We start from the raw sequence: 24,746 nt of genomic DNA, 5'->3' as shown, positions 1-24,746 counted from the left end.
GCTACGCCCCTCCCGGACGGACGCCGTCGAGCATCCCGAACCGGTACAGCAGCCACAGCAGCGGGTCCTCCGCCCGGTACGGCCGGACGCCGCCCGCCCCGACCCGCCCCTCCTCCGGGACGCCGCCGAGCGCCGACAGGCCGAACAGGGCGTGGTCGGCGTACTGCTGCCCGAGGTAGGTGTCGAGCTGCCCCGCCTGCCAGTCGTGCAGGAGCGCGCGGACCTGCTCGTGCACCGCGTCCCTGTCGTCAAGGTCGAGGACGCCCTGGCCGGACCGCGACCGGTGCAGCGCCGACTGGCGCAGCAGCCCCGGCCGCAGCACGTCGATCTTGGTGAGCGCGACCGCGACCGGGACGGGCAGCGGCTCGCCCGGACGGGTGCCGTGCCGCAGCCGCAGCGCCTCGGTGACGCGCGCGATGACGTCCAGCGGCTCCCCGCCGTCGCCGGGCGCGCCGCCGCCGGGCGCGCGCGGGCCGGGCACGGCGTCCCGCACGCCCGTCCGCGCGCCCGGCAGCTCCAGCGGGTCGACCAGGAAGATGATCGCGTCCGCGGCCTCCAGGTACCGCAGGTGCAGGTCGGTGGCCTCGCGGCTGCGCAGGTCCTCGCCGGCGGTGTCGAACAGCACCAGCGCCAGCGAGTCGTTGCGGGACCGGGAGAAGCGGCCCCTGCGGGTGCGGGTGAGCAGGTACACCAGCGGCTCGCGCGGGCCGGTCGCGGCGCTCGGCGTCGCCGGCAGCAGCCGCCGCTCCTCCAGCAGCGGCCGGGCGAAGTCCCGCTTGTACCGCTCGATCGTCCGGTCGTCGCACGCGACGAGCGACGCGTCCAGCTCGGTGCCGACCCGGTTCATCAGCTCGTGCAGCAGGACGGCGATGTAGGTGCTCTTCCCGGCGTTCTTCGCCCCGACGAGCGCGACGATCCGGCCGGGGGAGTCGCAGTACGCCGACGGCAGCGGGTTGTGGCACTCGGGGCAGGCGCGGTTCCCGGTCGGCACGCCGCACGCGGGGCAGTCGGCCCGGCCCTTGCGCCCGGACGCGGCGAACACCGGCGGCAGCGACGCCCCCGCCGTCGACCCGGTGTAGGCGGCGAGCCTCTCGTCCAGGACGGGAACGCAGCCCCGCCGCCGCCCGGCCTGCCCCCGGCACCGGAACAGGATCCGCTGCGGCGCGACCGAGGCGAAGCAGTAGGGGCAGGTGACGCCCTGCCGGGACGGAACGCCGGGGATCGCCACCCGGGCCAGGGGTCTCGTCATCAGGGGACCTGCAGTCGGCGGACGGGGGGATCGCTCAGCTCGACGGCGTCGTCGTCGGCGAAGCAGCGCAGCCAGTACGGCCCCGGCGCGCGGGGCGCGCCGAGCGACAGCTCGCCCGGCACGGGCACCTGGTCCCACGCGGCGAGCGTCTCGCCGTCGGCGGCGCGCTGCGGCATGACCCGCCCGGCGCGCAGCACCAGCGACAGCCGCGCGACCCGCAGGGGGCGGGACGAGGTGAGCCGGATCGTCAGGGCCCGCCGCCACGGCGGACCCGACCGCAGCACGTCGTACCGGACGACCGCGGTCGCCGCGACCTCGGCGGTCACCGGCGGGCCGGTCACCCGCGCGCCTCCCACCGTCCCGGCGGCGGCGACGGACAGCTCGACGGGCTCGTCCTCGGGGACGGGCAGGCGGATCCCGCCCTGCGTGTCGTAGGCGGCCCGGGTGACGCCCTGCGCGGCCCGGACCGGGACGGCCGCCGGGTCGGCGGTGTGCGCGGGGTCGCGCCCGATCCGGTAGGCGACGTCGACCTCCGCGACGTCCGGCGGCCAGTCGAACCCGACGTGCACGTACGCGCCCCGCCGCTCGGCGACCAGCCGGCGCGGCGGCGGCAGGTTCACGTGCCGGTGGTACGCGCCGATCGCGGCCGTGCCCTCCGCGACCGTCACCGCGAGCAGCCACCCCCCGGCCCCGGGCCGCACGGCGAGCCCGCCCGGCGCCGGCGCGCACGCCAGCCGCCGCGTCTCCCGCCGCACCTCCTCCAGCGGGACGAGCGCGCTGCGCGGCCACGGCGGCGGTCCCTCGCTCAGCACCAGCTCCACCGTCCCGTGCGCGGGCGCCTCGAACCGGGCCCGGACCAGCCCGGGGTCGGCGGCGTCGGTCTCGGCGGCCAGCTCGTACACCGGGTCGGGCGGCGCGCTCGGCGTGGCCGACGCCGCCACCCCGTCCGTCACGACCTCCCGTCCGGACGCGTCGAGGTAGACGGCGGAGATCCGGTAGTGGTGCGTGCGGCCGTTCGGCACGCGCTCGCGGAACCCGTCTCGGCCCGCCGCGACGGGCTGCCCGTCCCGCACCACGATGACCCGCACCGCCTCCGCCGGGCACCGCCACCGCCCGGTGACCTGCCCGTCCCCGGCGGTCAGCTCGACCTCGCCCGGCTCGGGCCGCACCACCACCGGCCCGGCGACCGCCGGTGCCGCGGCGGCCTCGCCCCGCACCGCGAACACCCCGTAGTACAGCGGCACGTTGACCGGGGGGCGGGTGTCGAGCGCCCCGCCGACGGCCGTGCCGTCGCGCACGTCGCGCGGAGCCCTGTCCTCCTGCCGCACGACGTGGTGGGCCACCTCGCCCCCGGTGGACGGCGAGTCCTCCCAGGACACCCGCACCGACGCGCCGTCCACGTCGAGGCGCGCCGCCGGCGCCGGGCGCGGAGGCAGGCGCCGCAGGCGGGCGGTCGCGCCCGGGAGGTCGCGGACGAGGCGCAGCGCGTCGGCGAGCATGCCGTAGGCGCGGTCGGGGTCGGGCTCGGCGGACGCGGCCTCGCGCAGGCGCAGCGCGGTGGCGAGGCGGTGCCGGGCCTCGGCGGCGAGCACCTCCTCCTCGGGCGCCTCGGCCCCCGAGGAACCCGGGGGCGAGTTCGGGACCTGCGCGGCGTCGGCCAGCTCGGCCGCCGCGTGCACCTCGCCCGCGTCCAGCAGCGCCCGGAGCCGCCCGGAGAGGCCGCCGCCCGGGTCGGTCTCGCGCACGACGGCGAACACCAGGCGGCGGGCATCGCCGTGCTCGATGCCCAGCTCCTCGACGGCGTACCGGAGCAGGGCGCGCTCGGACGCCCGCTGCCGCAGCCGCTCGCGGAGCCGGTCGGCCACGTCGAACAGCAGCAGTCCGGGCAGGTCGGCGCCCGAGCGCAGCGCGGCCAGCACCGTGTCGGCGTGCGTGGTGCTGGTGTCGCGGCTGCGGCGCGCCCACTCGGCGCCCGCGGCGGCGACCGCGTCCACGTCCGGGCGCAGGCCGCCGCCCTGGACCGCGAAGCCGTCCAGGACGCGGAAGGGGCCGGTGAGGCGGGCGCCGAACAGGAAGTCGGCGAGGTGCCGCTTGCCGAGCACGTCCAGCGACTCGCGCACCTTCCGGTACGCGGGGTAGGGCGCGGCGGACGGCAGCCGGTCGGGCTCGCGGATCTCGATGCCCTCGGCGGCGGCGAGCTCCGCCAGCTCGGCGCCCCGCACCCCGGCGGTGCGGGCGATGGCCTCGACCTCGGCGGGCGCGGCCATCCGCAGCGTCCCGGCGGCGTCGGCGAGGCGGGCGCGGGCCCCGCCGAGGCGCCGCTCGGCGCGCTCCCGGCCGCCGCGCAGCCGCGCCTCCAGCGGGCGCAGGTCGCCGCGCTCGGCGGCCGAGAACAGCGGCATCAGCTCGCGGTGCTCGGCCTCCAGCCTGTCGATGAGCTTGCGGTACTTCAGCTGCCCGCGCGCCCGCCGCCAGCACTGGCGGACCTGCTTGACCCGCGCCGCGACGTCCGCCGCGTCCAGCCTGCTTTCGAGCGCGTAGCGGGCGCGCAGGTCCTCGGGCGGCTGGTCGCCCGCGGCCCGCGCGGGCTCCAGCACGTCCCGCCGGTAGTCGTCGTCGAACGCCACGGGCGCCTCCAGGGGCTCCGCCGCCCGCTCAGCTGACCTGGACCCGGGAGAGGGCCTTGCGGGAGCGCTCGACCTCCTCCTCCGACATGCCGCCGACGTCGACCTTCAGCTCCAGCCGCTCGCCGGTCTCCTTCTCCACGGCCGTGACGTTGAGCAGGCCGGAGGAGTCGAGCGCGAACGTCACCCCGATGGGCCAGCCCGCCTTCTTGCCCGGCGGGACGCGGATCTCGCCGGTCGCGATCTCGGTGTTGTCGATCAGGTCCGCGGACTCCACGACCCCGGCCTGCTCCATCACCCGGATGTCGGCCGAGGCCTGGTCGTCGTAGACGGTGAAGAAGTCCTCGGTCTTGGCGGCGGGCAGCTCGTCGTTGGCGTGCACGAGGTGCGCGACGCTCTCGGCGCCGGTCTCCCGGTCGACCACCACGATCCCGAACGCGTGCGAGGCGACCGTCCTGATCTGCCGCCCGGCGATCTGCCGCTGCTGCTCGGCCGACAGGCCCGCCCGGGTCGCCATCTCCTCGGCGCGCTCGGCGGCGCCCTCCCGGACGAGCCGCCGGTAGGTCTCCTCGAACGCGTACAGGGCGGCGCCCTTGGCGACCGCGAGGTCGGGGTCCTGGAGGCGGGGGGTGAGGCCGAGCTCGGTCGCCAGCCGCGCCGCGACCACCGGCATCTTCGTGGAGCCGCCGACGAGGACGAGGTCGTCGTAGTCCTCCACGCCCTTCTCGGCGGCGGTCGCCAGCGTCCGGCCGGTGATCTCCACGGTGCGGTCGAGGAGGTCCTTGGTCAGCTCCTCCAGCTTCTCCCGCGTCACCTCGACCGCCGCGACCCGCCCGCCGTGCATCACCCGGACAGTGTGGGACGTGCGGGTGGTGAGGGCCTTCTTGGCGTCCTCGGCGTCGCGGCGCAGCTGCTGCTCGGTCTGCCGGTCGTCCAGCGGGTCGCCCGCGTCGGGGTGCTCGGCGCGGAACCGCTCGGCCAGGTGCTCCACGAGCCGCGCGTCCCAGTCGGCGCCGCCGAGCTCGTGGTCGCCGTCGGTGCACACCACCTCGATGTGGCCGCCGCGCAGCGCGATGACCGTGGTGTCGAACGTGCCGCCGCCGAGGTCGTAGACCAGGATCGTCCGGTCGGCCTCGGGGTTGAGGACGCCGTAGGTGATCGCGGCGGCGATCGGCTCGGACACGATGTCGATGACGTTCAGCCCCGCGATGCGGCCCGCCTTGCGGGTCGCGTCCCGCTCGGCGGCGCCGAAGTAGGCCGGGACGGTGATGACCACGTCGCGGGCGTCCTCGCCCGTGGTGGTGCGCGCGTCGGTGGCCAGCTTCAGCAGGATGAACGCCGACACCTCCTCGGGGGTGAAGTCGATCCCGTGGATCGGGCGCGTGACGTCGCGGCCCATGTCCCGCTTGATCAGGCTGACGACGTTGTCGGGCTCCAGGACCGCGGTGTCCTTCGCGGTCTGGCCGACGACGACGTTCTCGCCGCTCTCGAAGAACACGACGGACGGGGTGGTGTCGGTGCCCTCCAGGTTCCGCAGGACCGCGGGCCGGCCCACATCGTCGATGGAGGCAATGCAGGAGTACGTGGTTCCCAGGTCGATCCCGTAGACGGCCATGTCCCTCTCACCCGCTGTTCGTCGTCTGTCCGTTGTGCGTCGCCTCGCCGGCGGACGCCGGCTCGGCGGGCCTGGCGGCGGACGCCGGCTCGGCGAGCCTGCCGACGCTGACCGCCGCCTTGCGCAGCACCTTCCCGCTCTGCTCGAACCCGTCGGACTGGACGGCCGTGACGGTGCCGTCCGCCACGGGGTCGTCGACCGGCGTGACCGCGACCGGCCGGTGCCGGGACGCGTCGTAGGGGGCGCCCGGCTCGACGGTGAACCGCTCGACGCCGAGCCGCGCGAGCGCGTCGGCGACCTCGTCGGCCACCGCCGCCAGCAGCGCCGCCGTCCGCCGCGGGTCGGGCGCCTCGGCGAGGTCGGGCGCGCGGAGCCGGTCGGACTCGCGGCGCGCCTGGTCGTGCAGCCGGTACAGCGCCGCGCGGACCGGCTCCAGCATCGCCTGCAGCTCCCCGCGCCGCAGCCGCTGGTTCTCCTCGTGCAGCCGGTCGATCACGGCCTCGCGGTGCGCGGCGCGCTCGTGCTCGCGGTCGAGCCGTGCGGCGAGCCCGGCGAGCGCGTCCCGCACCTCGGCGCGCAGCGCCGCGCCGCCGGCGTCACCGGCTCCGGCCGGGACCGCCTCGTCCCCGGCATCTCCGGCATCCCCGGCGGGCGCCGGCTCCGGCTCGGCTCCGGAGTCCTCGCTGACTGGGGGTTCCCCGTCCCTCGACACGTAGAGTCACCTTAATGATGGGCGGCAGGAGACGTCAGGCCATTCGATGACCTCCACCGGACTCTAGTTTGACCTGTACCACCCTTCCAGCACCGACTTTCCGTGCCGTTTTCTTGGGACGACACGTATGGGTAACACGGGGGAAACGGGGGTCGCCCAAAGTGGAGACCTCGCACGGACACTGGAGGTGGCGATGTTGCTGCGGATACGGGTGCGCCTGCCGGACCGTCCCGGATCGCTGGGGCAGGTCGCGCGCACCCTGGGCGCGGCGGGCGCGGACGTCGTCCAGATGGCGGTGCTGGAACGCGCCAACGGGCGGGCGATGGACGACTTCACCGTCGCGTGGCCCGCGGGGGCGGGCCCGGAGCGGCTGGCCGAGGGGCTCGGCTCGGTGCCGGGGGTGGAGGTCGTCGGGATCTGGCCGACCGCCGAGCCGCAGGGCGCCTTCCCGGACGCGGCCGTGATCGGGCAGGTCGCGGCCGTCCCGGAGCGCGGCCTGGAGGTCCTCGCCGACGCCGTCCCGGCGATCCTCAGCGCCGACTGGGCGGGCCTCGCCGAGCTGAAGGGGGAGGGCGAGGCGGTTCTCGTGCACGCCAGCTCCGGCGGCACGCCGGGCACCGGCCTGCCGGAGCTGCGCCCGCTGCGCCCCCGCGCGTTCACCGCGCCGGACGGCGTGCGCTTCGCGGTCTGCCCGCTCGCCACGGGCACGATCGCGCTGGTGGTCGCCCGGACGGGCGCGCCGCCGTTCCACCGGACGGAGGTGTTCAGGCTGGAGCAGCTCGCCGGGGCGGCGAACGCCGTCCTGTACCGCGACCGCCGCACGGCACCGCTCTGAGCGCGCGTCGCTCCGGCTCGGTGCTCTTCGCCGGCGTCACCCCAGCAGGGCGAGGACCGCGTCCAGGTCGGTGAGGCAGGCGTCGGAGCCGAGCCCCTGGGCGACGGTGGCCGCCGCGGCGGTGCCCCAGCGCGCGGCCTCCAGGACGTCCTTGCCGTGGGCGAGGCCGGTGATGAACCCGGCGCAGTACGCGTCGCCGCAGCCGGTCGTGTCGACGACCTCGACGGGCAGGGCCGGCAGCCGGTGCGCGCCCTCGGCGGTGGCGACGAGGCTGCCGTCCCCGCCGAGCGTCACGACGACCGTGCTCGGCCCGCGCGCGAGCAGCGCGGCGGCGGCCCGCTCGGGGTCGTCCTCGCCGGTCATCAGGGCGGCCTGCTCCCCGTTGGGCAGGAAGTGGTCGACGTGGGGGAGGAACGCGGCGGCGCCGGTCAGCAGGTCGGGCATGTTGGACAGCAGGTCCATCGTGACGACGGCGCCGGCCTCGCGTGCGGTGTCGAGCCCCTTGAAGAACTCGGGGTCGTTGAGCCCGAACGTGACGTCGGGGCCGCCGAGGTGCACCGCGCTCGCCGCGCCGAGCAGGCCCGGCCCCACCGCGCCCGCGGTGAGGGTGAGGTTCGCGCCGGGGACGTGGAAGCTCGGCCGCCCGCCGTCCGGCCGGATCGGCAGGATGGACGCGCTGGTCTGGTCGGCCGTCCGCCGGACGAGCCCGCGCACGTCCACGCCCTCGCGCGCCATGATCCGCACCAGCAGGTCGCCGAGGTCGTCGTCGCCGATCGCGCCGACCGAGACGACCCGGTTGCCGAGCCGGGCGAGGGCGACGGCGGTACCGGCGGCGGCGCCCGCCGCGGTCACCCGGATCTGCTCGACGACGACGGTGTCCTGCCCGTCCGGGATGCCCTCCACCGGGCGGGCGAGCACGTCCAGGATGTGCGCGCCGAGAGTGACAACGGTCATGGCCGGCCCCTTAGTGATCGTCCGGGCCGTAGCGTACGCGGTGCAGGCCATGAAATGTGAGAGGTATTCGCATGTTGCTGAGGGACGAGCGGGACGCGCTGTGCGAGGTCGGCCGCAGGCTGGCCGCGACCGGGCTGGTGACGGGCGCGTCGGGCAACGTCAGCGTCCGGTCGGGCGATCTGGTCGCGGTCACGCCGGGCGGGATGATGCTCGACCGGATGGAGCCCGCCGACTGCCCCGTCGTGAACACCGCGGGGCAGTGGGTCGACGGCGACAGGGCGCCGTCGTCCGAGACGCCCATGCACCTCGCGCTGTACGAGGCGACCCCGGCCGCCGCCATCGTGCACACGCACTCCACCTACGGCGCCGTGGTGGCCACGACCATGTCCGAACTGCCGCCGATCCACTACAACACGCTTCTGCTCGGCGGCGTGGTGAAGGTCGCCGAGTACGCCACCTACGGGACGCCCGAGCTCGCCGAGAACGTCCGCGAGGCCATGGCGGGCGGCAAGCGCGCCGCGCTGATGGCCAACCACGGTGGCGTCACCATAGGCCGCGACCTGGAGGAGGCGTACGAGAACGCCCGCCTCCTGGAATGGCTCTGCGGCGTCTACGTCCGCGCCAAGATGATCGGCGAGCCGCGCATCCTCACGGACGAGGATCTGGCGAAGGTGGTCGAGCGGGGCCTCGCGCCGCCCGAGTTCCCCCGCGTGTAACCTAACGCTTGTTAGGTCACTCTGGGAGGCCCGCCTTGCCCTTCGTCCTGGTCGACAAGCCGCGCCCGAACGTCACCCTCATCACCCTCAACCGGCCCGAGCGCATGAACGCGATGGCGTTCGACGTGATGGTCCCCTTCCGGGAGGCCCTGGAGGAGGTCAGCCGCGACAACGGCACCCGCGTCGTCGTCATCACCGGCGCCGGGCGGGGGTTCTGCTCCGGGGCCGACCTGGAGAACCCGGGGGGCATCCCCGGCATCGACGGGCTGACGCTCCCGACGATCGCGCTGCGCTCGATGGAGCTGCTGGACGACGTGGTGCGGGCGATGCGGCGCGTCCACCAGCCGGTCATCGCGGCGGTCAACGGCCCGGCGATCGGCGGCGGCCTGTGCCTGTCCCTCGCCGCCGACATCAGGCTCGGTGCCGAGACGGCCCTGTTCCGCGCGGCCGGCATCAACAACGGGCTGACCGCCAGCGAGCTCGGCCTCAGCTACCTGCTGCCGCGCGCGATCGGCGCCTCCCGCGCGTTCGAGCTGATGCTGTCCGGCCGCGACGTGGACGCCGCCGAGGCCGAGCGGATCGGCCTGCTCTCCCGCGTCGTCCCCGGCGACAAGCTCCTCGACGCCTGCTACGAGCTGGCCGAGCGCATCGCCGGGTTCAGCCGCCCCGGCACCGAGCTGACGAAGCGCATGCTGTGGTCGAGCCTGGACGCCGCGAGCCTGGACGCCCACATGGGCCAGGAGGGCCTCGCCCAGCTCTACGTCCGCCTCACCACCCACAACTTCGAAGAAGCCATCAAGGCCCGCCGCGAGAACCGCCCCCCGGACTTCCAGGACTGACGCACACCGGCAGGGTCCGCCGCTGGTACGACCACGCCGCGGCGCCCAGCGCCACGCCGTAGGCGGCGAACGCGCCGATCCCGCACGCCGCGACCGTCCAGCCCGACCATCCGCTGATGAGCCCGTCATGGGGGAGACCGCCCAACCCCAGGACGGGCGGCAGCAGATAGGCGACGGACCCGACGACCCCGTAGGGGCCGAGCGTCAGGGCGCCGAGCCAGGCCGGCGCGAGCGGCAGCCAGCGCGGCACCCGGCGCCCGGCCAGCGGCGGCGCCCATCGCGGGAAGACCTGCCCCCACTGATGCGTGAGCCCCATCAGCAGGAAGACGCCGGCGAGCGCGGCCAGGGTGGTGAAGTCCAGCCCGTACCTCTCCAGCGTGAGGACCAGGCCGGACGCGCCGTTGCGCTCGAACTCGGCGACGACCCGCTCGCCCTCGATCCCCGCGAACGAGCCGCCGAACGCCCACGTCGTCTTCATGGCGACGTAGGGCGCGAACGCGAGCGCCCCGGCATAGGCGGCCCACCGCACCGCGCGCGGCGCGGTGGACACGGGCGCCGGGACCTTGACCGTCCCCGCCTCGGCGTGCGCCCGGCCGCATCGCGCGCACGCCCCCGCGGTGGCGCGCTGGTAGGCCAGGGCCGTCCCCGCGAGCAGGGCCGCGCCCACCGCGCACAGGACCTCGACGCCGAACCTCGGCCAGTCGTCGACCGTCCCGTCGAAGACGAGTTGCAGCGCGTTCATCACGAAGCCGAACGTTCCGGCCCCCGCCAGCACGCACGCCGCCCAGAGCCCGGTGAGGGGCCACCAGCGCGGCATCTGCCGCCCCACCTCGCGGACGCTCGACACCGCCATGATCCCGCCGACGCCGAGGAAGGCGGCGATCACCCACGCCGCCGCTCTCGTGCCCGCCGGCGGGGCCCCGGCATCCCCGCCGCCCGCCCAGTACAGGGCCACCCCTACCGCGACCACCGACCATGCTCCGGCCGCGTACCCCGCCCAGCGCGGCCGCGGCCTCCCGACCGATTCCATGGGACGAGCCTCTCGGCGCTTCCGGTCGCGGCACCTCCCGCCCAAGGGCGAATGCCCTGCCCCGCGCGGGGGAGCTGCGTGGCATGGTGAGGGGGTGCCGAAGCTTGCGCCGGACGAGGCGCGCCGCCTGCTGACGACCGTGCCGGTCGCGCGCCTCGCGACCGTGGGGGAGGACGCCCGCCCGCATCTCGTCCCCGTGACGTTCGCCGTCCACCGCGGCGCCGTCTACACGGCCGTCGACCACAAGCCCAAGACCACCCGGGAGCTGCGGCGGCTCGCCAACATCCGCGCCAACCCGCGCGTCGCGCTCCTGGCCGACCACTACGAGGACGACTGGGACCGCCTCTGGTGGGTCCGCGTCGACGGCCACGCGACGGTCGTCGACGACCCCGCCCGCATGGCCGACCCCGTCCGACTCCTGGCGGACCGCTACCCCCAGTACCGCGACCACCCGCCGGAGGGCCCGCTCATAGCCATCACCATCGAAGCCTGGACAGGCTGGTCCGCGTCCTAGAGGGAGCGCTGGAAGGTGGTGACGGCGGTGGCGACCTCGTCGGGGAACTCCACGTGCGGGTGGTGGCCGCCGCCGTCCAGCAGGACGACCTGCCCGTTGAGCCTCTGGGCGACCCACTCGGCCTCGGCGGCGGGGTCGGGCCAGTCGATGTCGCCCGTGCCCATGATGACGAGCGTGGGCGCCTGCACCCGGTCGAGCCGCGCCTCCGACTCGGCGTGCGACATGCTCAGGTACTCGGCGATGACCTTGTCGCGGCCGGGCTCCTTGAGGTTGGCCTTCAGCTTCGCCTTGTGCTCGGCGAAGTCGGCGGGCGGCTTCGGCTCCCACTTCGGGTAGTAGGCCATGTAGAGCGGCAGGGCCAGGCCGGGGACCCGCATCAGGGCGGTGGTCAGCTTCTGCGCGAACCCGCCCTTGCCGTCGCGGACGAACGGCGCCGCCAGCACGAGGCCCTTCACCAGCTCGGGCGCCTCGGCCGCGACCCACACCGCGGCGGCCGCGCCGTTCGAGCACCCGTAGACGAGGGCCGGGCCGGCGTCCAGGTGGCGCAGCAGGGCCAGCAGGTCGTGGGCCAGGGGCGTGCTCCCGTACTCGGGCCACCGCGCGCTGGTCTCGCCCATCCCGCGCTGGTCGACGGTCACGACCCGGTACCCGGCCTTCAGCAGCAGCGGCTTCAGGAACCGGTACTGCGACCGCAGTTCGAGCATCGGGGGCAGGCAGACGACCAGCGGGCCGTCGCCGTCGTCGTCGTAGGCCAGCCGCCCGCCGGGAAGGTCGAGGAACCGGGTCTCGCTCATCGCGCACTCCTTGAAGCTCTGTAGCTCTATAGCTAATGAGATTAGCTTCAGGGTGGGCGAGAGTCAAGAGCGGTGCTCTCGCGGGTTCACTCCCAGGCCTCGCCGAGCCTCGCGAGGTCGGCGGCGTACTCGATGCGGGCGGACCACTCGCCCGGCCAGGCGTCCATTCCTAGGTGGGCGCCCGCGAACGCGCCGGCCAGGCAGGCGATCGAGTCGGAGTCGCCCGAGCTCGCGGCGCCGCGCCAGATCGCCTCGACCGGCTCGTCCGGGAACAGCAGGAAGCACAGCAGGCCGGTGGCGAGCGCCTCCTCGGCGACCCAGCCCGCGCCGGTGGTCTCGCAGGGGTCGGACGCCCGGTCCGCGCGCGCGACGGCCTCGTCCAGGCGGTCGAGGACGTCCAGGCACTCGTCCCAGCCCCGGGCGATGAACGCCTCCGGAGTTTCCACGCCGGGCCGCTGCCAGAGCGTGCCGAGCCAGCGCTCGTGGTAGACGGTGCGCTGGTCGTGGCAGCGGGCCCGGAGCGCGCCGGGCAGGTCGGACGGCGCCATCCCGTCGGCCAGCCACCGGACGGCGAACGCGGTCAGCTCGCTCGCGGCGAGCCCGGTGGGGTGGCCGTGGGTGAGCGCGGCCTGGAGCTGGGACGCCCCGGCCCGCGTCTCGTCCGACAAGCCCGGGGCCAGGCCGACCGGTGCGACGCGCATGTTGGCGCCGCACCCCTTGGAACCGGTCACGGTGGCCTCCACCCAGGGCTTTCCGGCCGCCAGGCTCCGGCACGCGATGAGGCAGGTGTTCCCCGGCGCGCGGTTGTTGTCGGGGCTGTTCAGCCAGTCGACGAAGCGCCGCCGCCACATGGGCGTGATCAGGTCGGGGGTGAACGGTGGGTTGGCCAGGGCGTCCAGCATGGCGAGGCCGACCGCGATCGCCATCTGCGTGTCGTCGGTGACGAGCGCGGGATCGCCGTTGAGCTGCGTGGGCCCGTGGTCGCCGAAACGCCTGTGGATCTGCTTCATGTCGAGGAACTCGGTCGGCGCCCCCAGGGAGTCCCCGTACGCCAGCCCGAACATCGCACCGCTCGCCCGTCTCATGGCGGGCATTCTTCCCCAGACGCCCTCAAACGGCCGACTGGAAGCGTCCGGGCGTCATGCCGTAGCAGCGGACGAACCAGCGCGTCAGATGGCTCTGGTCGGCGAAGCCGGTGCGGGCCGCCACGTCCCCGATGGCCTCGCCCCGGGCGAGCAGGCGGCGCGCGGCGCGCAGGCGCAGCTGGCGCTGGTAGTCGCTCGGCGCCATGCCGTACTCCCGCCGGAACCCCCGGTACAGCGCGAACCGGCTGCACCCCGCCGCCTCCGCCAGCGCGTCGGCGCCGATGTCGTCGGTGCAGGACTCCTCGAGCCGCCGCCGGGCCCGCTCGACGAAGCCGCCGGCCGGCGACGCGCGCACCCGCCGCGTGGCGGCCCGGTCGACCAGCGTCCCGACGGTCGCGGTCAGCAGCTCGTCGCGCCGCAGGGCGGGCGCGCCGCCGAGCAGCGCCGCGTGCAGCGCGCGCAGGGTCCTCGCCAGGCCGGGGTCCGGCACCACGGGCGCGTCGAACAGCGGCAGCCCGACCGGCCGGTCCGCGATGTCGGCGAGCACGTCCGAGATCAGACCCGCCCCGATGTGGACGATCCGGTACGTGAAGCCGAGCTCGTCGGCGGGGTGGCCGTCGTGCGGGTCGTCGGGGTTGAACGCGAGGACCATCCCGGCCGCGCTCGTGTGCGCCCCGCCCCGGCACCGGAACGCCTGACGGCCGTCCTCGGTGACGCCGAACGAGTACGTCTCGTGGCTGTGCCGGTGGTAGACGTGCCGCTCGAAGTGGGCGTGCATCGCCTCCAGGGGACGGTCGGGCGACCGCCAGTACCTGCTCCAGTCCACGCCTCCAGTCTGGCGCACGAGCGTTCAAGACGGCGCGCCCCGGCCAGGGGAAGGATCGGCCGCATGCGTTTCGACACCAAGATCGGGATCGTGGTCCGGGACGACCTCGCCGCCTGGCAGCGCCTCAACGTCACCGCGTTCCTCGCCAGCGCGGTCGCGGGCGGCGTCCCCGGCGTCATCGGCGAGCCGTACGAGGACGCGTCGGGCAACACCTACCTGGCGATGTTCAGGCAGCCCGTCCTGGTCTACGAGGCCGGCGCCGAGGCGATCGCGCAGGCGCACGCCCGCGCCCTCGCCCGCGGCATGGACACCGCCGTCTACATCGAGGACATGTTCAAGACGGGCCACGACGAGGCGAACCGCGCGACCGTCCGGGCCGTCACCGCCGAGGAGATGCCCCTCGTCGGGTTCGCCGTCCACGGCCCCCGCAACGGCGTGGACAAGGTCCTCAAGGGGTTGCGGCTGCACCCGTGAGCCCGGCCAGCGCGGCCAGGCGCTCGCGGTGCCGGTCGGGCGACCCGAAGAGCTCCCGCGACGACTGGGCCCGCTTGAAGTAAAGGTGCGCGTCGTGCTCCCACGTGAACCCGATGCCGCCGTGCAGCTGGATCGCCTCGCCCGCCGTGTGGAAGAAGGCCTCCGAGCAGTACGCCTGGGCCAGCGCGGCCGCGGCCGGCAGCTCCTCCGGGCTCTCGTCGGCGGCGGCCGCCGCGTTCAGCACCGCCGACCGCGCCGACTCGACGAGCACGAACATGTCCGCGCACCGGTGCTTGATCGCCTGGAACGATCCGATCGGACGCCCGAACTGGTTGCGCACCTTCGCGTACTCGACCGTCATGTCCAGGGTCCGCTGCGCCCCGCCGAGCTGCTCGGCCGCCAGCGCCACGGCCGCGACGTCGAGGGCCCGCGCCAGCGCCTCCGGCCCGCCGACCCGGCGCGCCGGAACGCCGTCCAGCTCGATCCGCGCGAGCTTCCGCGTCTGGTCGAGCGTCGGGAGGGCACGCCGGACGAGCCGCGCCGCGTCCTCGACGGCGTAGACCCCGACCCCGTCCTCACCCCGGGCCGCCACGAGGACGAGATCGGCGATGTGCCCGTCCAGCACGTAGTTCTTGGTTCCCCGGAGCACCCCGCCCTCGAAGACCGCCCGCACGGAACCCGGATCCCAGGACCCGCCGTCCTCGGCCACCGCGAGCGTCGCGATCACCGACCCGTCGGCGATGCCGGGCAGCAGGTCGTGCCCGCCCTCCCCGGCCTCCAGCGCCGCCGCGGCCGTGATCGCCGCGAGGAAGGGCGCGCACACCACGGCCCGCCCCATCTCCTCGAACACGACGGCCAGCTCGCGCACCCCGAAACCCGCCCCGCCGTGCTCCTCGGCGATCGCCAGGCCCTGGAGCCCGAGCTGCTCGGCCATCTGCCGCCACACCTTCGGGTCGTAGCCCTCGGCCGTCTCCATCAGCCGCCGCACCTCGGCGCCGGGGGACCGGTCGGCGAAGAAGCGCCGCAGCGCGTCCCGCAGCTCGCGCTGCTCCTCGGTGACGACGAGCTTCATCGGGCGTCCTCTCACACGTGTCCCAGGCCTGCCCGGTCATCGTGCCGTACGCCCGGCGCCCGCCTCCAGGCCTTCCCGGCCACCGGGACGCTCAGGGCGCCCAGTCGTGCGGCCCGAGTACGTACCCCTTGCTCGTCGAGTGCAGGTGGTTGATCGACACGAGGTGCCCGAGCGCGGCCCACAGGTCCTCCTCGGGCGCGTCGACGAGCGCGCCGATCGTCTCGAAGTCGGCCGCGCCGCCCTCCTTGTCGATCTCCGCCACGGTCTCGTACACGGCCAGCTCGAAGTCCGACAGCTCCTGCACGTCCCCACGCGGAACATCTCGCTCATCCATAGACCCACCGTGCCCACTCGCGCCGGCTTCTACCTGTCCCGCCCGGGTGCAGCGCCGTACGCTGGATCTGTAGGGGCACGACTACGATCTGTATGCGGAAGGTGGCGCTCTGCTCATAGACTCGCTCGCGAGGAAAGGAGCAGGGCATGTCTGTGATGGCTCATGAGCCTCTGTCGCCCGGAGACCACGACGTTCTCCTCGAAAGCTTCCTCGCCCTCGACACCCCTGAGGGCTTCCGAGCTGAGCTGATCGACGGAGAGATCGTCGTGACCCCACCCCCCGGTAGCCGCCACGAGAAGAACATCGGGCGGATCGTCTGGCAGATCGCGCAGAAGAGCTCCACCGACTTCGAGTACCTCCCGAACAAGGGGCTCTACGTACCCTCGGCCACCCCGGGCCGAAGCGAGCGCATGATCCCGGACGCCACCTTCGCCCCGGCCGGGTTGGGCATCTTCGACAACGACGATTCCTGGATCCCCGCAGATGGGATCGCCATGGTCGTGGAGGTGACGTCCTCCCGGGCAGAACGAGACCGGGTGGACAAGCGCCACGGCTATGCGCGTGCGGAGATCCCGCTCTACTTGCTGGTGGATCGCGAGAAAGAGACGGCGACCCTGTTCGCCGCCCCGGCAGACGGTGACTACCACCGCGTCGCGTGGGTTCCGTTCGGAGACGTCCTCTCGATACCGAAGCCGTTCGACATCGACCTGGACACCTCGCAGCTCGTCTGAGCCGGCCCGGCGCAACGTCGGTTCCGCACGGTGCGACCCCGAGGTCCGTTGCGGCACCGTGGCCTTCTGCCTGCCGTCGCGAGGCACAGCGCCGTACGCTGGGTTGTAGAGCCGATGACTACGATCTGTATGTGAAAGGTGGCGCTCTGCTTATAGGCTCGTTCGCGAGGAAAGGAGCAGGGCATGACTGTGATGGTTCAAGAGCCTCTGTCGCACGACGACGCTGACGTCGTCCTGGAAGGTTTCCTCGCCCTCGACACCCCGGAGGGCTTCCGAGCCGAGCTGATCGACGAAGAGATCGTCGTGTCCCCACCCCCCCTTGGCGACCACGAGGACTGGATCGCTGAGTTGTCACTGCAGATCGTGCGCGACACGCCGCGCAGGTTCCACTGGGCGGGCCAGAAGGGCCTGGTCATCCCGGGCGATGACGAGCACCGGGAGAACCGTGTGATCCCGGACATGGTCATCGCTCCCGCCGAACTGCGTCTCTTCCGGGGAGCTCCGGAGTGGATGCGGGTCGAGCCCGAGGGCATCGCCATGGTGGTGGAGGTGACGTCCTCCAGGCCGGAGAACGACCGGAGTGGCAAACGGTACGGGTACGCGAGGGCCGGCATCCCGCTCTACCTGCTGATCGACCGGGACGAGCGGAAAGTACTCCTGTTCAGCGGACCGGACGGCGGGGACTACGCGCACATCGATCAGGTGCAGTTCGGTAAGCCGCTGCCGCTGCCGGAGCCGTTCGACATCGATCTGGACACCTCCGCGTTCGGCTGAGGTCGCGGTGCGGCTCCGCATCGGCGCGTCCGGCTGTCACAAGGTCTGGTGGTGCGTCGTCTCCCTGGGGAAAGCGAGAAGGTAGAGGGGACGCGCATGAAAGCTGTACGCATCCACAAGCCCGGTGGTAGTGACGGGCTCGTGTTCGAGGACGCGCCGATGCCGAGTCCGGCCACGGGCGATGTCGTGGTTCGGGTGCACGCCGCCGGGTTCGTCCCGGACGAGTTGGACTGGCCCGGCACGTGGGTCGACCGGGCCGGGCGCGACCGGACGCCGTCCATCCCCGCGCACGACGTCGCCGGAGTGGTCACCGAGGTCCGCTACGGCACCGCCGGGCTGGCCGTGGGCGACCGCGTCTTCGGTCTGGCCGACTGGCACCGCGACGGCGCGGCGGCCGAGTACGTCGCGGTCGAGGCGCGCAACCTCGCCCTCATGCCCGAGTCGCTGACCTACACCGAGGCCGCGGCGCTGCCGCTGTCCGGGCTGACCTGCTGGCAGGGGCTCTTCGTCCACGGCGGCCTGGAACCGGGTCAGACGGTGGTCGTCCACGGTGGCGGGGGCGGCACCGGGGCCCTGGCCGTCCAGCTGGCCCGGCAGGCGGGAGCGCACGTCATCGCCACGGGACGCGGCCGCGCGGCCGATCTCGCGATCGAGATGGGCGCCCACGAGTTCGTCGACCTGGAACGGCAGCGCTTCGAGGACGCCGTCGAGCCGGTCGACCTGGTCTTCGACACGATCGGCGGGGACCTCCTCGCCCGGTCGGCGGGCAGGGTGAAGCCGGGCGGCGCGCTGGTCTCGATCACCGCGCCGCCCCCGGTCGAGCCGGAGGGCGGGCGCGCCGTCTTCTTCATCGTCGAGCCGAACCGCGAGCAGCTCACCGAACTGGCGAAGCGGGCCGAATCGGGAGGTCTGCGCAACCACGTCGGCGCCGTCTACCCCCTGGCCCGGACGCGTGAGGCGTTCCAGGCCAAGCGGAACGGCATCCCGGGCAAGGTCGTACTGGAGATCTGAGCCCGGCGAGGAGCCCCCCGCCGCTTCCCGGCGCGGGCCCCGCCGCTGCTACTGGGCGGTCCAGCCTCCGTTCCACGGCGATGAGGGCGCCGGTGATGAAGCTGGAGGCGTCGGACGCGAGGAAGGCGACGGTCTCGGCGACCTCCTCGGGGCGGCCGATGCGGCCGATGGGGTGGGCCGGGCCGAAGGAGGCGAGCATCTCGCGGCCGTTGTCGACCACGCCCTCCATGATGTCGGTGTCGATGACGCCGGGCAGGACGGCGTCGGAGCGGATGTTCTTGGGGCCGCCCTCGATGGCGAGGACGCGGGTCATCTGGGCCAGGGCGCCCTTGGAGGCGGCGTAGGCCGTCTGCGTCCGACGGTGGTCTCGGTGACGGGCTTGTTGAGGGTGCGGCCCGCGTTGTTGACCAGGACGTCCAGGCGCCCGAAGCGGTCCAGGGCCAGCCGCATGGTCGAGCGGGCGAGGTCCTCGTCGGCGACGTCGCCGACGAGCGCCTCCACCTCGCCGGGCGCGGCCAGGTCCTCGACGGCCTCGGAGCGGTCGGTGACGACGAGGCGGGCGCCGCGGTCGCGGAGCAGGAGGGCGGTCGCGCGGCCGATGCCGCGAGCGGCGCCGGTGACGACGGCGACTCGGCCGGTGAGGTCCCAGGTGGACGGGAGCTTCTGCACGGTGTGTTCCTTATCGTTGGCGGGCCGGGCGGACGACGATCTCGTTGACGTCGACGTCGGCCGGTTGGGAGAGGGCGTAGGAGACGGCCTGCGCGACGGCGTCCGGGGCGATGGCGTTCGCCCGGAAGGCGCGCATGGCCTCGGCGGCGCCCGGGTCGGTGATGGAGTCGGCGAGTTCGGACGTGACCACGCCGGGGGAGACGGTCGTGACGCGGATCGAGGGGTCGCACTCCTGGCGCAGGCCCTCGGTGATGGCCCACGCGGCGTACTTGGTGCCCGAGTAGACGGCGCCCGTGGGGACGACCTCGTGCGCGCCGACGCTCGCGATCGTGACGAAGTGCCCGCCGCCCTGCGCGGCGAAGACGGGCAGGGCCGCCGCGATCCCGTGCAGCAGCCCGCGGACGTTCACGTCGATCATGCGGTTCCACTCGTCCACGAGCAGGGAGTCCAGGCGCGACAGCGGCATGACCCCGGCGTTGCCGACCAGGGCGTCCACGCGCCCGTGCCGGTCCCGGGCCTGCCGGACGAACGCCTCGACGTCCGCGCGGTCGGTCACGTCCAGCCGGACGGGGTCCAGGCCGCCGCCGCAGCGGTCGGCCAGCGCCTCCAGGCGGTCGGCCCGCCGCGCCCCCGACGACGCGATAGGCGGGGCGGACCGATCTTTGATTGATTCATCGCCGTGGCCATACGCTGGATGCGCAAGGCTCGGTAAACACGATCCGCATGCGAAAGGTGACGCTCTGCTTGTAGGCTCATGTACGAGGTAGGGAGCAGAGCATGACTGTCATGGTTGATGAATCACCGACTCAGGGCGACAGCGGCCTCCTCGACAGATTCCTCGCCCTCGACACTCCCGAGGGTCTGCGCGCCGAATTGATCGACGGAGAGATCGTCATGTCACCACCACCTGGTAGCAGGCATGAGCGGATCGTCGCCAGGATCAACCGCCAGGTCACGCTGCGGAGTACGACCCCGTTCGACTTCTCCGGCAACATGGGTCTGGTTCTGCCCGGCGACGGCGGTCTCCCGAGCTATGTGATCCCCGACGGTGCGTTCGCGCGTCTCGATCTCGATGTCTACGACAACGATGATTCATGGTCGGAGCCGGACGGTATCGCCATGGTGATCGAGGTGACGTCATCCAGGCCGGGAGTCGACAGAGAGGCCAAGCGGTACGGGTACGCGCGCGCGGAGATCCCGCTCTACCTGCTGGTCGACCGTGATGAGAAGCGGGTGACGCTGTTCAGCCTGCCGGACGGCAAGGACTACGCGCGCACCGACCAGGCGGCCTTCGGGAAGAGCTTGTCGCTTCCGGAACCCTTCGGGTTCGACCTGGATACCACCGACTTCGCCTGATACGGGTTCCGCGCAGGCACCGAAGCGCGAGTTGGTGAGCGGCTCCACCAGCGCACGCGGCGACAAACGAGGCGGTGATCGGCTTCCGGCTCGGGCACGGGGCGGCGCCGGGCGACCCCCGCGTGCGGCAGGTGCTCGCCGAACTGCTGGAGAGCAGCCCCGAGTTCGCCGAGTTGTGGGGGCGGCACGACGCGCGCGGGAAGGCGCTGGAGCGCAAGCGCTTCGGGCACCGGCACGTCGGGCCGCTGACGCTGACCATGCAGACGTTCGACGTGCGGTCGAGCCCGGGGCAGGAGCTCGTCGTCTACCACGCCGAGCCCGGGTCGGAGAGCGCCGAGGCGCTCGCCCTCCTCGGGTCGCTCGCCGCGACCGGGCGTCAGCCGTAGCGCTTCATCTCGTGGAAGAAGTCCGGCACGGTGTTCAGCGCGCCCGACGACGCGACCTGGTCGTAGACGTACTTCGCCACGGCCAGGTCCAGGACGCCCAGGCCGAACGGCGAGAAGACCACCGGCTTGTCGGCGGGCGGGGCCGTCTTCCCGGTCAGGACGTCGTACAGGGTCCCGGCGACGAAGTCGCGGTCGCCGACCCGCTGCTCGGCCAGGTGCGGGGACGTGTTGGCCTTCATGCAGTGCTCGACGTCGTCCACGACGTTGTAGGACGCCAGGATGATCTCGGGGGAGAGGTCGCGCAGCGACACGTGCAGGACCAGGGGGTTGTGCGCGAACCAGTCCGGGTCGGTGACGTGCGGCTCCCCGGCGACGGTCGCGAAGACGACCAGGTCGGACGAGCGGATCAGCGACTCGGCCGAGTCGTGGATCGTGATCTCGCCCTTCTCGGTGCGCTCCAGGTAGCCCTGGAAGCCCTCGGCGTGCTCGCGCGACAGGTCGTGGACGCCGAGCTCGTCGAAGGTGAAGCCGTTGCCCGCCAGGTAGGTGTGGATGTAGCGGGCGATGAGGCCGACCCCGACGAAGCCGACCCGGCGGGGGCGGGCGCCGCGGCGGTCGGCGAGGGCCGCGGCGGCCAGCGCGGCGGACGCGGCGGTGCGGGCCGCGGAGATGATGGAGCTCTCCAGGCACGCGAACGGGTAGCCCGTCTCCGCGTCGTTGAGGACCAGCACGGCCGACGCGCGCGGGATGCCGTTCGCGACGTTGCCGGGGAAGCTGGAGATCCACTTGATGCCGTGCACCCCGACCTCGCCCTTGACGGACGCGGGCAGGGCGATGATCCGGTCGGACGGGCGGTCCGGGAAGCGCAGGAAGTAGGAGTCGGGGTTGACGGTCAGGCCCTCGCCGTGCAGCCGGTAGGCCGCCTCGACCATCCGGGTGACCTCCGCCTCGCGCCCGGCGACCGCCTCGTGGACCTGGGCGCCGGAGACGACGGCGAACGTGGGGGCCTGCGTCATGGGGAGAACTCCGTCTTTCTGTAGATGATCAGTCGCCGAGGATGGCGGCCGGGTCGCCGAAGTGCTCGCGCAACCAGTCGTCCTCGTAGATGGAATCGAGGTAGCGTTCGCCGAGGTCGGGGGCGATGGCGACCGCCACGGGGTCCTCGCCGGGGTACTTGGCCTCCAGCCATCGGGAGGCGCCCGACACGACGGTCCCGGTGGAGCCGCCGAAGAGGAACCCGCGCGAGGCGAGCGCGTGCACGGTCCGGATCGTGTCGGTCTCCGGGACGTGCACGACGTCGTCGATGAACGACTCGTCCACCAGCGCCGGCTTGCTGCTGGTGCCGAGGCCCGGCACCATCCGCCGCTCGGGGATGCCGCCGAAGGTGACCGAGCCGACCGCGTCCACCGCCACGATCGTGACGGGCCGGCCGTGCTCGCGGAAGTAGCGGGCGCAGCCCATCAGGGTGCCGGTCGTCCCGGCGCCGACGAACAGAACCTCCAGGTCAGGGAACTCGCGGTCGATCGCCGGGGCGGTGCCGCGGTAGTGCGCCAGCCAGTTGTTCCGGTTGGCGTACTGGTTCAGCCACACGTACTCGTCGCCGGACGCGCACAGGTTGCGGACGTAGGCGATGCGCCCGCCGAGGTAGCCGCCGTTGGCGTCCCGGTCGGACACGACGCGGACCTCCGCGCCGAGCGCCCGCATGACCCGCATCGACGCCGGGTTGCAGCGCGGGTCGGTGACGCACACGAAACGCAGGCCGCGGCTCGCGGCGATCAGGCTGAGGGCGATCCCGAGGTTGCCCGAGGAGGACTCCACGATGATCGAGTCCGGGGTCAGCGCGCCGTCCCGCTCGGCCGCCTCCACCATCGCCGCGGCCGCCTTGAGCTTCACCGAACCGGCGAAGTTGAAGCCCTCGCATTTGAGGTAGAGCGGGCGGTCAATGACATGCCGAAGATCGACGTAAAGGTCGTCGACATTGAATTCCTGCGGCGAGGTTATTATCGGCACGCTGCCACCCTGAAATGAAGAAGCAATTCCCTCGTCTTCCCCCGAAGTTCGCCGCGGGCTTCACGCCAGAGCCATGGCGGAGCATCACGGTACCTTCGGGCATCTTGCCGCCGCAACCCCCTGATTACCCGCCGGTAGGGCAGAATGCGTGGTGCTTCTGCCGGGCCGGACTTAGGCTATGGCGGCCGCTTTGTTCCGCTGTTACAGCGGAGAAGTTCTACAACACGGAGAGTAATGATGAGTGCTCGCGGACCCGCCGTGGACCGGCTGCTGCCCCTGGCCGGGCTGCCCGCGCTGGACGTGCCCGCCGCGCAGGCGGAGCGCGCCCGCGAGCTGGCCGCGCGGCTCGGGATGCTCCGCGAGCGGGACGTCGACCTCGCCGACCCGGTCATCACGCGGGTGGAGCGGATCGCCGCCGAGCGCGACCGCCCCGCCGTCGCCGACGAGCACCGCTCGCTCTCCTACGCCGAGCTGGCCGCCGAGGCGCGCCGCCTGGCCGCGCTGCTGGAGGACGAGGGGGTCCGCCCCGGCGAGGTCGTCGGCGTGGGCGGCGGGCGCTGCGCGGGCGTCATCGCCGCGTTCCTCGCGATCGAGCTGGTCGGGGCCCTCTACGTCCCGGCCGACGAGACCTGGCCCGCCGGCCGCGTCCGCGACGTCCTCGACCAGGCGGGCGCTTCTGTGCTGGTCACTGTGGACACGCCAGAACAGGTTGCGCCGGCGCTGCTGGAGGGGGCGGCCGAGGCGGGGTGCCGCGTCGTCGCCGCGTCCCGGGCGGACGGCCTCGCCCCCTGGCCTGGCGAGCCGCGGCTGAGCGCGCCGGACCAGCCGCGATACGTGCTGTTCACCTCGGGTTCGACGGGCCGGCCCAAGGGCGCGGTCGTCGAGCACCAGGGCATGCTCAACCACCTCTGGGCGAAGATCATCGACCTGGAGCTGACCGGCGCGGACGTGGTCGCGTTCACCGCCCCGCTGGGCTTCGACATCTCGATCTGGCAGATGCTCTGCCCGCTGCTGATCGGCGGCCGGGTGGACGTGGTCGGCGACGAGACCGGCCACGACCCGGTCGCGTTCGCCCGCGCGGTGGACGCGCAGGGCATCACGGTCGTCGAGCTCGTCCCGACCATGGTCAGGCACCTGCTGGACGACCTGGCGGGCTCGCCCGCGGCCGGGGGGCGGCGCCCGCTGGCGGGCCTGCGCTGGATGATCGCCACCGGCGAGGAGCTGCCGGCCGAGCTGGCCCGCCGCTGGCTGGAGGCGGCGCCGCACGCCCGGCTGCTGAACGCCTACGGCCCGACCGAGTGCTCCGACGACGTCACCCACCACACCGTGACCGCCGGTGACCTGGACCTTCTCCGCCTGCCGATCGGCACCCCGGTCGTCAACGCGCGCCTGTACGTGCTGCGGCCGGACGGGGACGGCGGCACAGGCGACACCTGGTCGGCGTGCGACGTCGGCGAGGCCGGAGAGCTGTTCGTCGGCGGCGTGGTGGTCGGCCGCGGCTACCTCGGCAACGACGAGCGGACCCGTGAGGCGTTCTACCGGGACCCGTTCGGCGCGTCCCCGACCGGGCGCCTCTACCGGACGGGCGACGCGGTGCGGCTGCTGCCGCCCGGCGCGGGCGGCGAGGACCGCCCCACCCTGCAGTACCTGGGGCGCGTCGACCGGCAGGTCAAGATCGCCGGGGTGCGGATGGAGCTGGGCGAGATCGAGGCGGTGCTGCAGCGCCACCCGGGGGTGCGGGCCGCCGCGGTGGTGGTGCACGAGTACCCGGCCAGGTAGCGCGACCGCCGTTCACCGAGCGTGATCGCATTGGCCGGATTCGGTTGCCAACCTTTGTCGCCCCGCGAGCGTCCGGCCGCCGCAGTCGCCCTGACAGCCGATGGTTTTGTCACTCCTGTTAGCAATGGGGTGGCGCAACTTCTGCTTTTGAGGGGATTGCGAGGCATGTGACCGGCTGGTTGACTGTGACCCCGCTACTCCTGAGTAGATCGTGGGACGCGGGCGGAAGACGGGCAAGAGCGCAAAGCGGCGGCGCTCCGTATTGGCCGGAACACAGGGCGTTGACTCCGGGATCGCGCGGGCGATCGCGTGCCCCGGAGGGAACTCGGGGTGAAAGGGGACGGGGAAACCCGATCA

The 24,746-nt window shown here is 73.5% G+C and carries 25 protein-coding genes and 2 pseudogenes; 11 read left to right on the top strand and 16 right to left on the bottom strand.

What is annotated here, in order from left to right:
• Nucleotide 1 precedes the first annotated feature (1 nt).
• Genes AB0C21_RS30520 through grpE form a run of 4 tightly spaced genes read right to left on the bottom strand, consistent with a single transcriptional unit; the run spans nt 2 to nt 6,200 of the window.
• The gene (locus tag AB0C21_RS30520) at nt 2-1,249 is read right to left on the bottom strand and encodes a TRAFAC clade GTPase domain-containing protein (RefSeq protein ID WP_500208839.1); all 1,248 of its coding nucleotides are present in this window, start codon (nt 1,247-1,249) and stop codon (nt 2-4) included.
• Entirely contained in the window at nt 1,249-3,876 is a 2,628-nt protein-coding gene (locus tag AB0C21_RS30515; RefSeq protein ID WP_500208837.1) for a SaeA-related protein, read from the bottom strand. The genes AB0C21_RS30520 and AB0C21_RS30515 overlap by 1 nt, the downstream gene beginning before the upstream one ends.
• Nucleotides 3,877-3,904: 28 nt before the next feature.
• The gene (locus AB0C21_RS30510; protein WP_500208835.1) at nt 3,905-5,488 is read right to left on the bottom strand and encodes an Hsp70 family protein; all 1,584 of its coding nucleotides are present in this window, start codon (nt 5,486-5,488) and stop codon (nt 3,905-3,907) included.
• A 7-nt stretch (nt 5,489-5,495) separates the two neighbouring features.
• Nucleotides 5,496-6,200 carry a nucleotide exchange factor GrpE gene (gene grpE / locus AB0C21_RS30505; protein ID WP_500208833.1) on the bottom strand — a complete coding sequence of 235 codons (705 nt, stop codon included), beginning with the start codon at nt 6,198-6,200 and terminating at the stop codon, nt 5,496-5,498.
• Nucleotides 6,201-6,393: 193 nt separating this feature from the next.
• Here grpE and AB0C21_RS30500 point away from each other — a divergent pair, with 193 nt between their 5' ends.
• Nucleotides 6,394-7,035, top strand: a complete 642-nt coding sequence (locus AB0C21_RS30500) for an ACT domain-containing protein (RefSeq protein WP_500208832.1) — start codon at nt 6,394-6,396, stop codon at nt 7,033-7,035.
• Nucleotides 7,036-7,071: 36 nt separating this feature from the next.
• Here AB0C21_RS30500 and AB0C21_RS30495 read toward each other — a convergent pair whose 3' ends face one another.
• The gene (locus AB0C21_RS30495; protein ID WP_500208831.1) at nt 7,072-7,989 is read right to left on the bottom strand and encodes a carbohydrate kinase family protein; all 918 of its coding nucleotides are present in this window, start codon (nt 7,987-7,989) and stop codon (nt 7,072-7,074) included.
• Between the two features lie 71 nt (nt 7,990-8,060).
• Here AB0C21_RS30495 and AB0C21_RS30490 point away from each other — a divergent pair, with 71 nt between their 5' ends.
• Both AB0C21_RS30490 and AB0C21_RS30485 read left to right on the top strand, forming a co-directional pair.
• Entirely contained in the window at nt 8,061-8,705 is a 645-nt protein-coding gene (locus AB0C21_RS30490; RefSeq protein ID WP_500208830.1) for a class II aldolase/adducin family protein, read from the top strand.
• Nucleotides 8,706-8,740: 35 nt separating this feature from the next.
• Entirely contained in the window at nt 8,741-9,544 is an 804-nt protein-coding gene (locus tag AB0C21_RS30485; protein WP_500208829.1) for an enoyl-CoA hydratase, read from the top strand.
• Here the strand turns inward: AB0C21_RS30485 and AB0C21_RS30480 are convergent.
• Nucleotides 9,501-10,574: a hypothetical protein gene (locus AB0C21_RS30480; RefSeq protein WP_500208828.1), complete on the bottom strand. Its 1,074-nt coding sequence runs from the start codon at nt 10,572-10,574 to the stop codon at nt 9,501-9,503. The genes AB0C21_RS30485 and AB0C21_RS30480 overlap by 44 nt on opposite strands.
• A 94-nt stretch (nt 10,575-10,668) precedes the next feature.
• Here AB0C21_RS30480 and AB0C21_RS30475 point away from each other — a divergent pair, with 94 nt between their 5' ends.
• A complete protein-coding gene (locus AB0C21_RS30475) occupies nt 10,669-11,088 on the top strand; it encodes a TIGR03668 family PPOX class F420-dependent oxidoreductase (protein WP_500208827.1) in 420 nt (139 codons plus the stop codon).
• On the opposite strand, the gene AB0C21_RS30470 is transcribed toward AB0C21_RS30475, so the two are convergent.
• The 3 genes from AB0C21_RS30470 to AB0C21_RS30460 all read right to left on the bottom strand — a co-directional run bounded on the left by AB0C21_RS30470 (nt 11,085) and on the right by AB0C21_RS30460 (nt 13,793).
• Nucleotides 11,085-11,882, bottom strand: coding sequence for an alpha/beta fold hydrolase (locus AB0C21_RS30470; RefSeq protein WP_500208826.1), 798 nt, complete (start codon nt 11,880-11,882; stop codon nt 11,085-11,087). The two genes, AB0C21_RS30475 and AB0C21_RS30470, sit on opposite strands and share 4 nt — an antisense overlap.
• Before the next feature lie 86 nt (nt 11,883-11,968).
• A complete protein-coding gene (locus AB0C21_RS30465) occupies nt 11,969-12,967 on the bottom strand; it encodes an ADP-ribosylglycohydrolase family protein (RefSeq protein WP_500208825.1) in 999 nt (332 codons plus the stop codon).
• 25 nt (nt 12,968-12,992) lie between these two features.
• Nucleotides 12,993-13,793, bottom strand: coding sequence for an AraC family transcriptional regulator (locus AB0C21_RS30460; protein ID WP_500208823.1), 801 nt, complete (start codon nt 13,791-13,793; stop codon nt 12,993-12,995).
• 63 nt (nt 13,794-13,856) lie between these two features.
• On the opposite strand from AB0C21_RS30460, the gene AB0C21_RS30455 reads away from it, so the two are divergent.
• A complete protein-coding gene (locus AB0C21_RS30455) occupies nt 13,857-14,267 on the top strand; it encodes a DUF2000 domain-containing protein (RefSeq protein ID WP_149263625.1) in 411 nt (136 codons plus the stop codon).
• On the opposite strand, the gene AB0C21_RS30450 is transcribed toward AB0C21_RS30455, so the two are convergent.
• Both AB0C21_RS30450 and AB0C21_RS30445 read right to left on the bottom strand, forming a co-directional pair.
• Nucleotides 14,242-15,339, bottom strand: coding sequence for an acyl-CoA dehydrogenase family protein (locus AB0C21_RS30450; protein ID WP_500208822.1), 1,098 nt, complete (start codon nt 15,337-15,339; stop codon nt 14,242-14,244). The two genes, AB0C21_RS30455 and AB0C21_RS30450, sit on opposite strands and share 26 nt — an antisense overlap.
• 91 nt (nt 15,340-15,430) lie before the next feature.
• Complete coding sequence (locus AB0C21_RS30445; protein ID WP_149263623.1) at nt 15,431-15,673, bottom strand: Rossmann-fold NAD(P)-binding domain-containing protein; 243 nt, start codon at nt 15,671-15,673, stop codon at nt 15,431-15,433.
• A gap of 146 nt (nt 15,674-15,819) precedes the next feature.
• Between AB0C21_RS30445 and AB0C21_RS30440 the strand changes: the two genes are divergently transcribed.
• The 3 genes from AB0C21_RS30440 to AB0C21_RS30430 all read left to right on the top strand — a co-directional run bounded on the left by AB0C21_RS30440 (nt 15,820) and on the right by AB0C21_RS30430 (nt 18,189).
• Nucleotides 15,820-16,404, top strand: coding sequence for a Uma2 family endonuclease (locus tag AB0C21_RS30440; protein ID WP_500208821.1), 585 nt, complete (start codon nt 15,820-15,822; stop codon nt 16,402-16,404).
• Nucleotides 16,405-16,587: 183 nt separating this feature from the next.
• Entirely contained in the window at nt 16,588-17,178 is a 591-nt protein-coding gene (locus tag AB0C21_RS30435; protein WP_500208820.1) for a Uma2 family endonuclease, read from the top strand.
• Nucleotides 17,179-17,274: 96 nt separating this feature from the next.
• Entirely contained in the window at nt 17,275-18,189 is a 915-nt protein-coding gene (locus AB0C21_RS30430) for an NADP-dependent oxidoreductase (protein WP_500208818.1), read from the top strand.
• 133 nt (nt 18,190-18,322) lie between these two features.
• On the opposite strand, the pseudogene AB0C21_RS30425 reads toward AB0C21_RS30430, so the two are convergent.
• The 3 genes and pseudogenes from AB0C21_RS30425 to AB0C21_RS30415 form a co-directional block, all read right to left on the bottom strand.
• A pseudogene (locus AB0C21_RS30425) lies at nt 18,323-18,502 on the bottom strand (SDR family oxidoreductase); the annotation flags it as partial.
• On the bottom strand, nt 18,499-18,858 hold the full coding sequence (locus tag AB0C21_RS30420) for an SDR family NAD(P)-dependent oxidoreductase (RefSeq protein ID WP_500208817.1): 360 nt from the start codon (nt 18,856-18,858) through the stop codon (nt 18,499-18,501). The gene AB0C21_RS30420 and the pseudogene AB0C21_RS30425, both read right to left, overlap by 4 nt.
• 10 nt (nt 18,859-18,868) lie before the next feature.
• Entirely contained in the window at nt 18,869-19,501 is a 633-nt protein-coding gene (locus AB0C21_RS30415; RefSeq protein ID WP_500208984.1) for an SDR family oxidoreductase, read from the bottom strand.
• A 134-nt stretch (nt 19,502-19,635) separates the two neighbouring features.
• Between AB0C21_RS30415 and AB0C21_RS30410 the strand changes: the two genes are divergently transcribed.
• Complete coding sequence (locus AB0C21_RS30410; RefSeq protein ID WP_500208815.1) at nt 19,636-20,214, top strand: Uma2 family endonuclease; 579 nt, start codon at nt 19,636-19,638, stop codon at nt 20,212-20,214.
• A gap of 68 nt (nt 20,215-20,282) precedes the next feature.
• Nucleotides 20,283-20,600: pseudogene (locus AB0C21_RS30405) on the top strand (MmyB family transcriptional regulator); the annotation flags it as partial.
• Here the strand turns inward: AB0C21_RS30405 and sbnB are convergent.
• Nucleotides 20,591-21,616, bottom strand: coding sequence for a 2,3-diaminopropionate biosynthesis protein SbnB (sbnB, locus tag AB0C21_RS30400; protein ID WP_500208814.1), 1,026 nt, complete (start codon nt 21,614-21,616; stop codon nt 20,591-20,593). The pseudogene AB0C21_RS30405 and the gene sbnB sit on opposite strands and share 10 nt — an antisense overlap.
• 28 nt (nt 21,617-21,644) lie before the next feature.
• Nucleotides 21,645-22,610: a 2,3-diaminopropionate biosynthesis protein SbnA gene (gene sbnA / locus AB0C21_RS30395; protein ID WP_500208813.1), complete on the bottom strand. Its 966-nt coding sequence runs from the start codon at nt 22,608-22,610 to the stop codon at nt 21,645-21,647.
• A gap of 237 nt (nt 22,611-22,847) precedes the next feature.
• On the opposite strand from sbnA, the gene AB0C21_RS30390 reads away from it, so the two are divergent.
• A complete protein-coding gene (locus AB0C21_RS30390; protein ID WP_500208811.1) occupies nt 22,848-24,389 on the top strand; it encodes an amino acid adenylation domain-containing protein in 1,542 nt (513 codons plus the stop codon).
• Nucleotides 24,390-24,746: the final 357 nt, after the last annotated feature.

This window comes from Spirillospora sp. NPDC049024, from assembly GCF_040649235.1.
In the GTDB taxonomy this organism is placed as follows: Bacteria; Actinomycetota; Actinomycetes; order Streptosporangiales; family Streptosporangiaceae; genus Spirillospora.
This window is presented reverse-complemented; position numbering and strand designations above follow the sequence as displayed.

Bases quoted from the DNA above. Each gene is read 5' to 3' on its own strand.
- AB0C21_RS30520 (WP_500208839.1), bottom strand. From the start codon at position 1,249: ATGACGAGACCCCTGGCCCGGGTGGCGATCCCCGGCGTTCCGTCCCGG.
- AB0C21_RS30510 (WP_500208835.1), bottom strand. From the start codon at position 5,488: ATGGCCGTCTACGGGATCGACCTGGGAACCACGTACTCCTGCATTGCC.
- AB0C21_RS30500 (WP_500208832.1), top strand. From the start codon at position 6,394: ATGTTGCTGCGGATACGGGTGCGCCTGCCGGACCGTCCCGGATCGCTG.
- AB0C21_RS30495 (WP_500208831.1), bottom strand. From the start codon at position 7,989: ATGACCGTTGTCACTCTCGGCGCGCACATCCTGGACGTGCTCGCCCGC.
- AB0C21_RS30490 (WP_500208830.1), top strand. From the start codon at position 8,061: ATGTTGCTGAGGGACGAGCGGGACGCGCTGTGCGAGGTCGGCCGCAGG.
- AB0C21_RS30480 (WP_500208828.1), bottom strand. From the start codon at position 10,574: ATGGAATCGGTCGGGAGGCCGCGGCCGCGCTGGGCGGGGTACGCGGCC.
- AB0C21_RS30470 (WP_500208826.1), bottom strand. From the start codon at position 11,882: ATGAGCGAGACCCGGTTCCTCGACCTTCCCGGCGGGCGGCTGGCCTAC.
- AB0C21_RS30465 (WP_500208825.1), bottom strand. From the start codon at position 12,967: ATGAGACGGGCGAGCGGTGCGATGTTCGGGCTGGCGTACGGGGACTCC.
- AB0C21_RS30455 (WP_149263625.1), top strand. From the start codon at position 13,857: ATGCGTTTCGACACCAAGATCGGGATCGTGGTCCGGGACGACCTCGCC.
- AB0C21_RS30450 (WP_500208822.1), bottom strand. From the start codon at position 15,339: ATGAAGCTCGTCGTCACCGAGGAGCAGCGCGAGCTGCGGGACGCGCTG.
- AB0C21_RS30445 (WP_149263623.1), bottom strand. From the start codon at position 15,673: ATGGATGAGCGAGATGTTCCGCGTGGGGACGTGCAGGAGCTGTCGGAC.
- AB0C21_RS30440 (WP_500208821.1), top strand. From the start codon at position 15,820: ATGTCTGTGATGGCTCATGAGCCTCTGTCGCCCGGAGACCACGACGTT.
- AB0C21_RS30435 (WP_500208820.1), top strand. From the start codon at position 16,588: ATGACTGTGATGGTTCAAGAGCCTCTGTCGCACGACGACGCTGACGTC.
- AB0C21_RS30430 (WP_500208818.1), top strand. From the start codon at position 17,275: ATGAAAGCTGTACGCATCCACAAGCCCGGTGGTAGTGACGGGCTCGTG.
- AB0C21_RS30410 (WP_500208815.1), top strand. From the start codon at position 19,636: ATGACTGTCATGGTTGATGAATCACCGACTCAGGGCGACAGCGGCCTC.
- sbnB (WP_500208814.1), bottom strand. From the start codon at position 21,616: ATGACGCAGGCCCCCACGTTCGCCGTCGTCTCCGGCGCCCAGGTCCAC.
- AB0C21_RS30390 (WP_500208811.1), top strand. From the start codon at position 22,848: ATGAGTGCTCGCGGACCCGCCGTGGACCGGCTGCTGCCCCTGGCCGGG.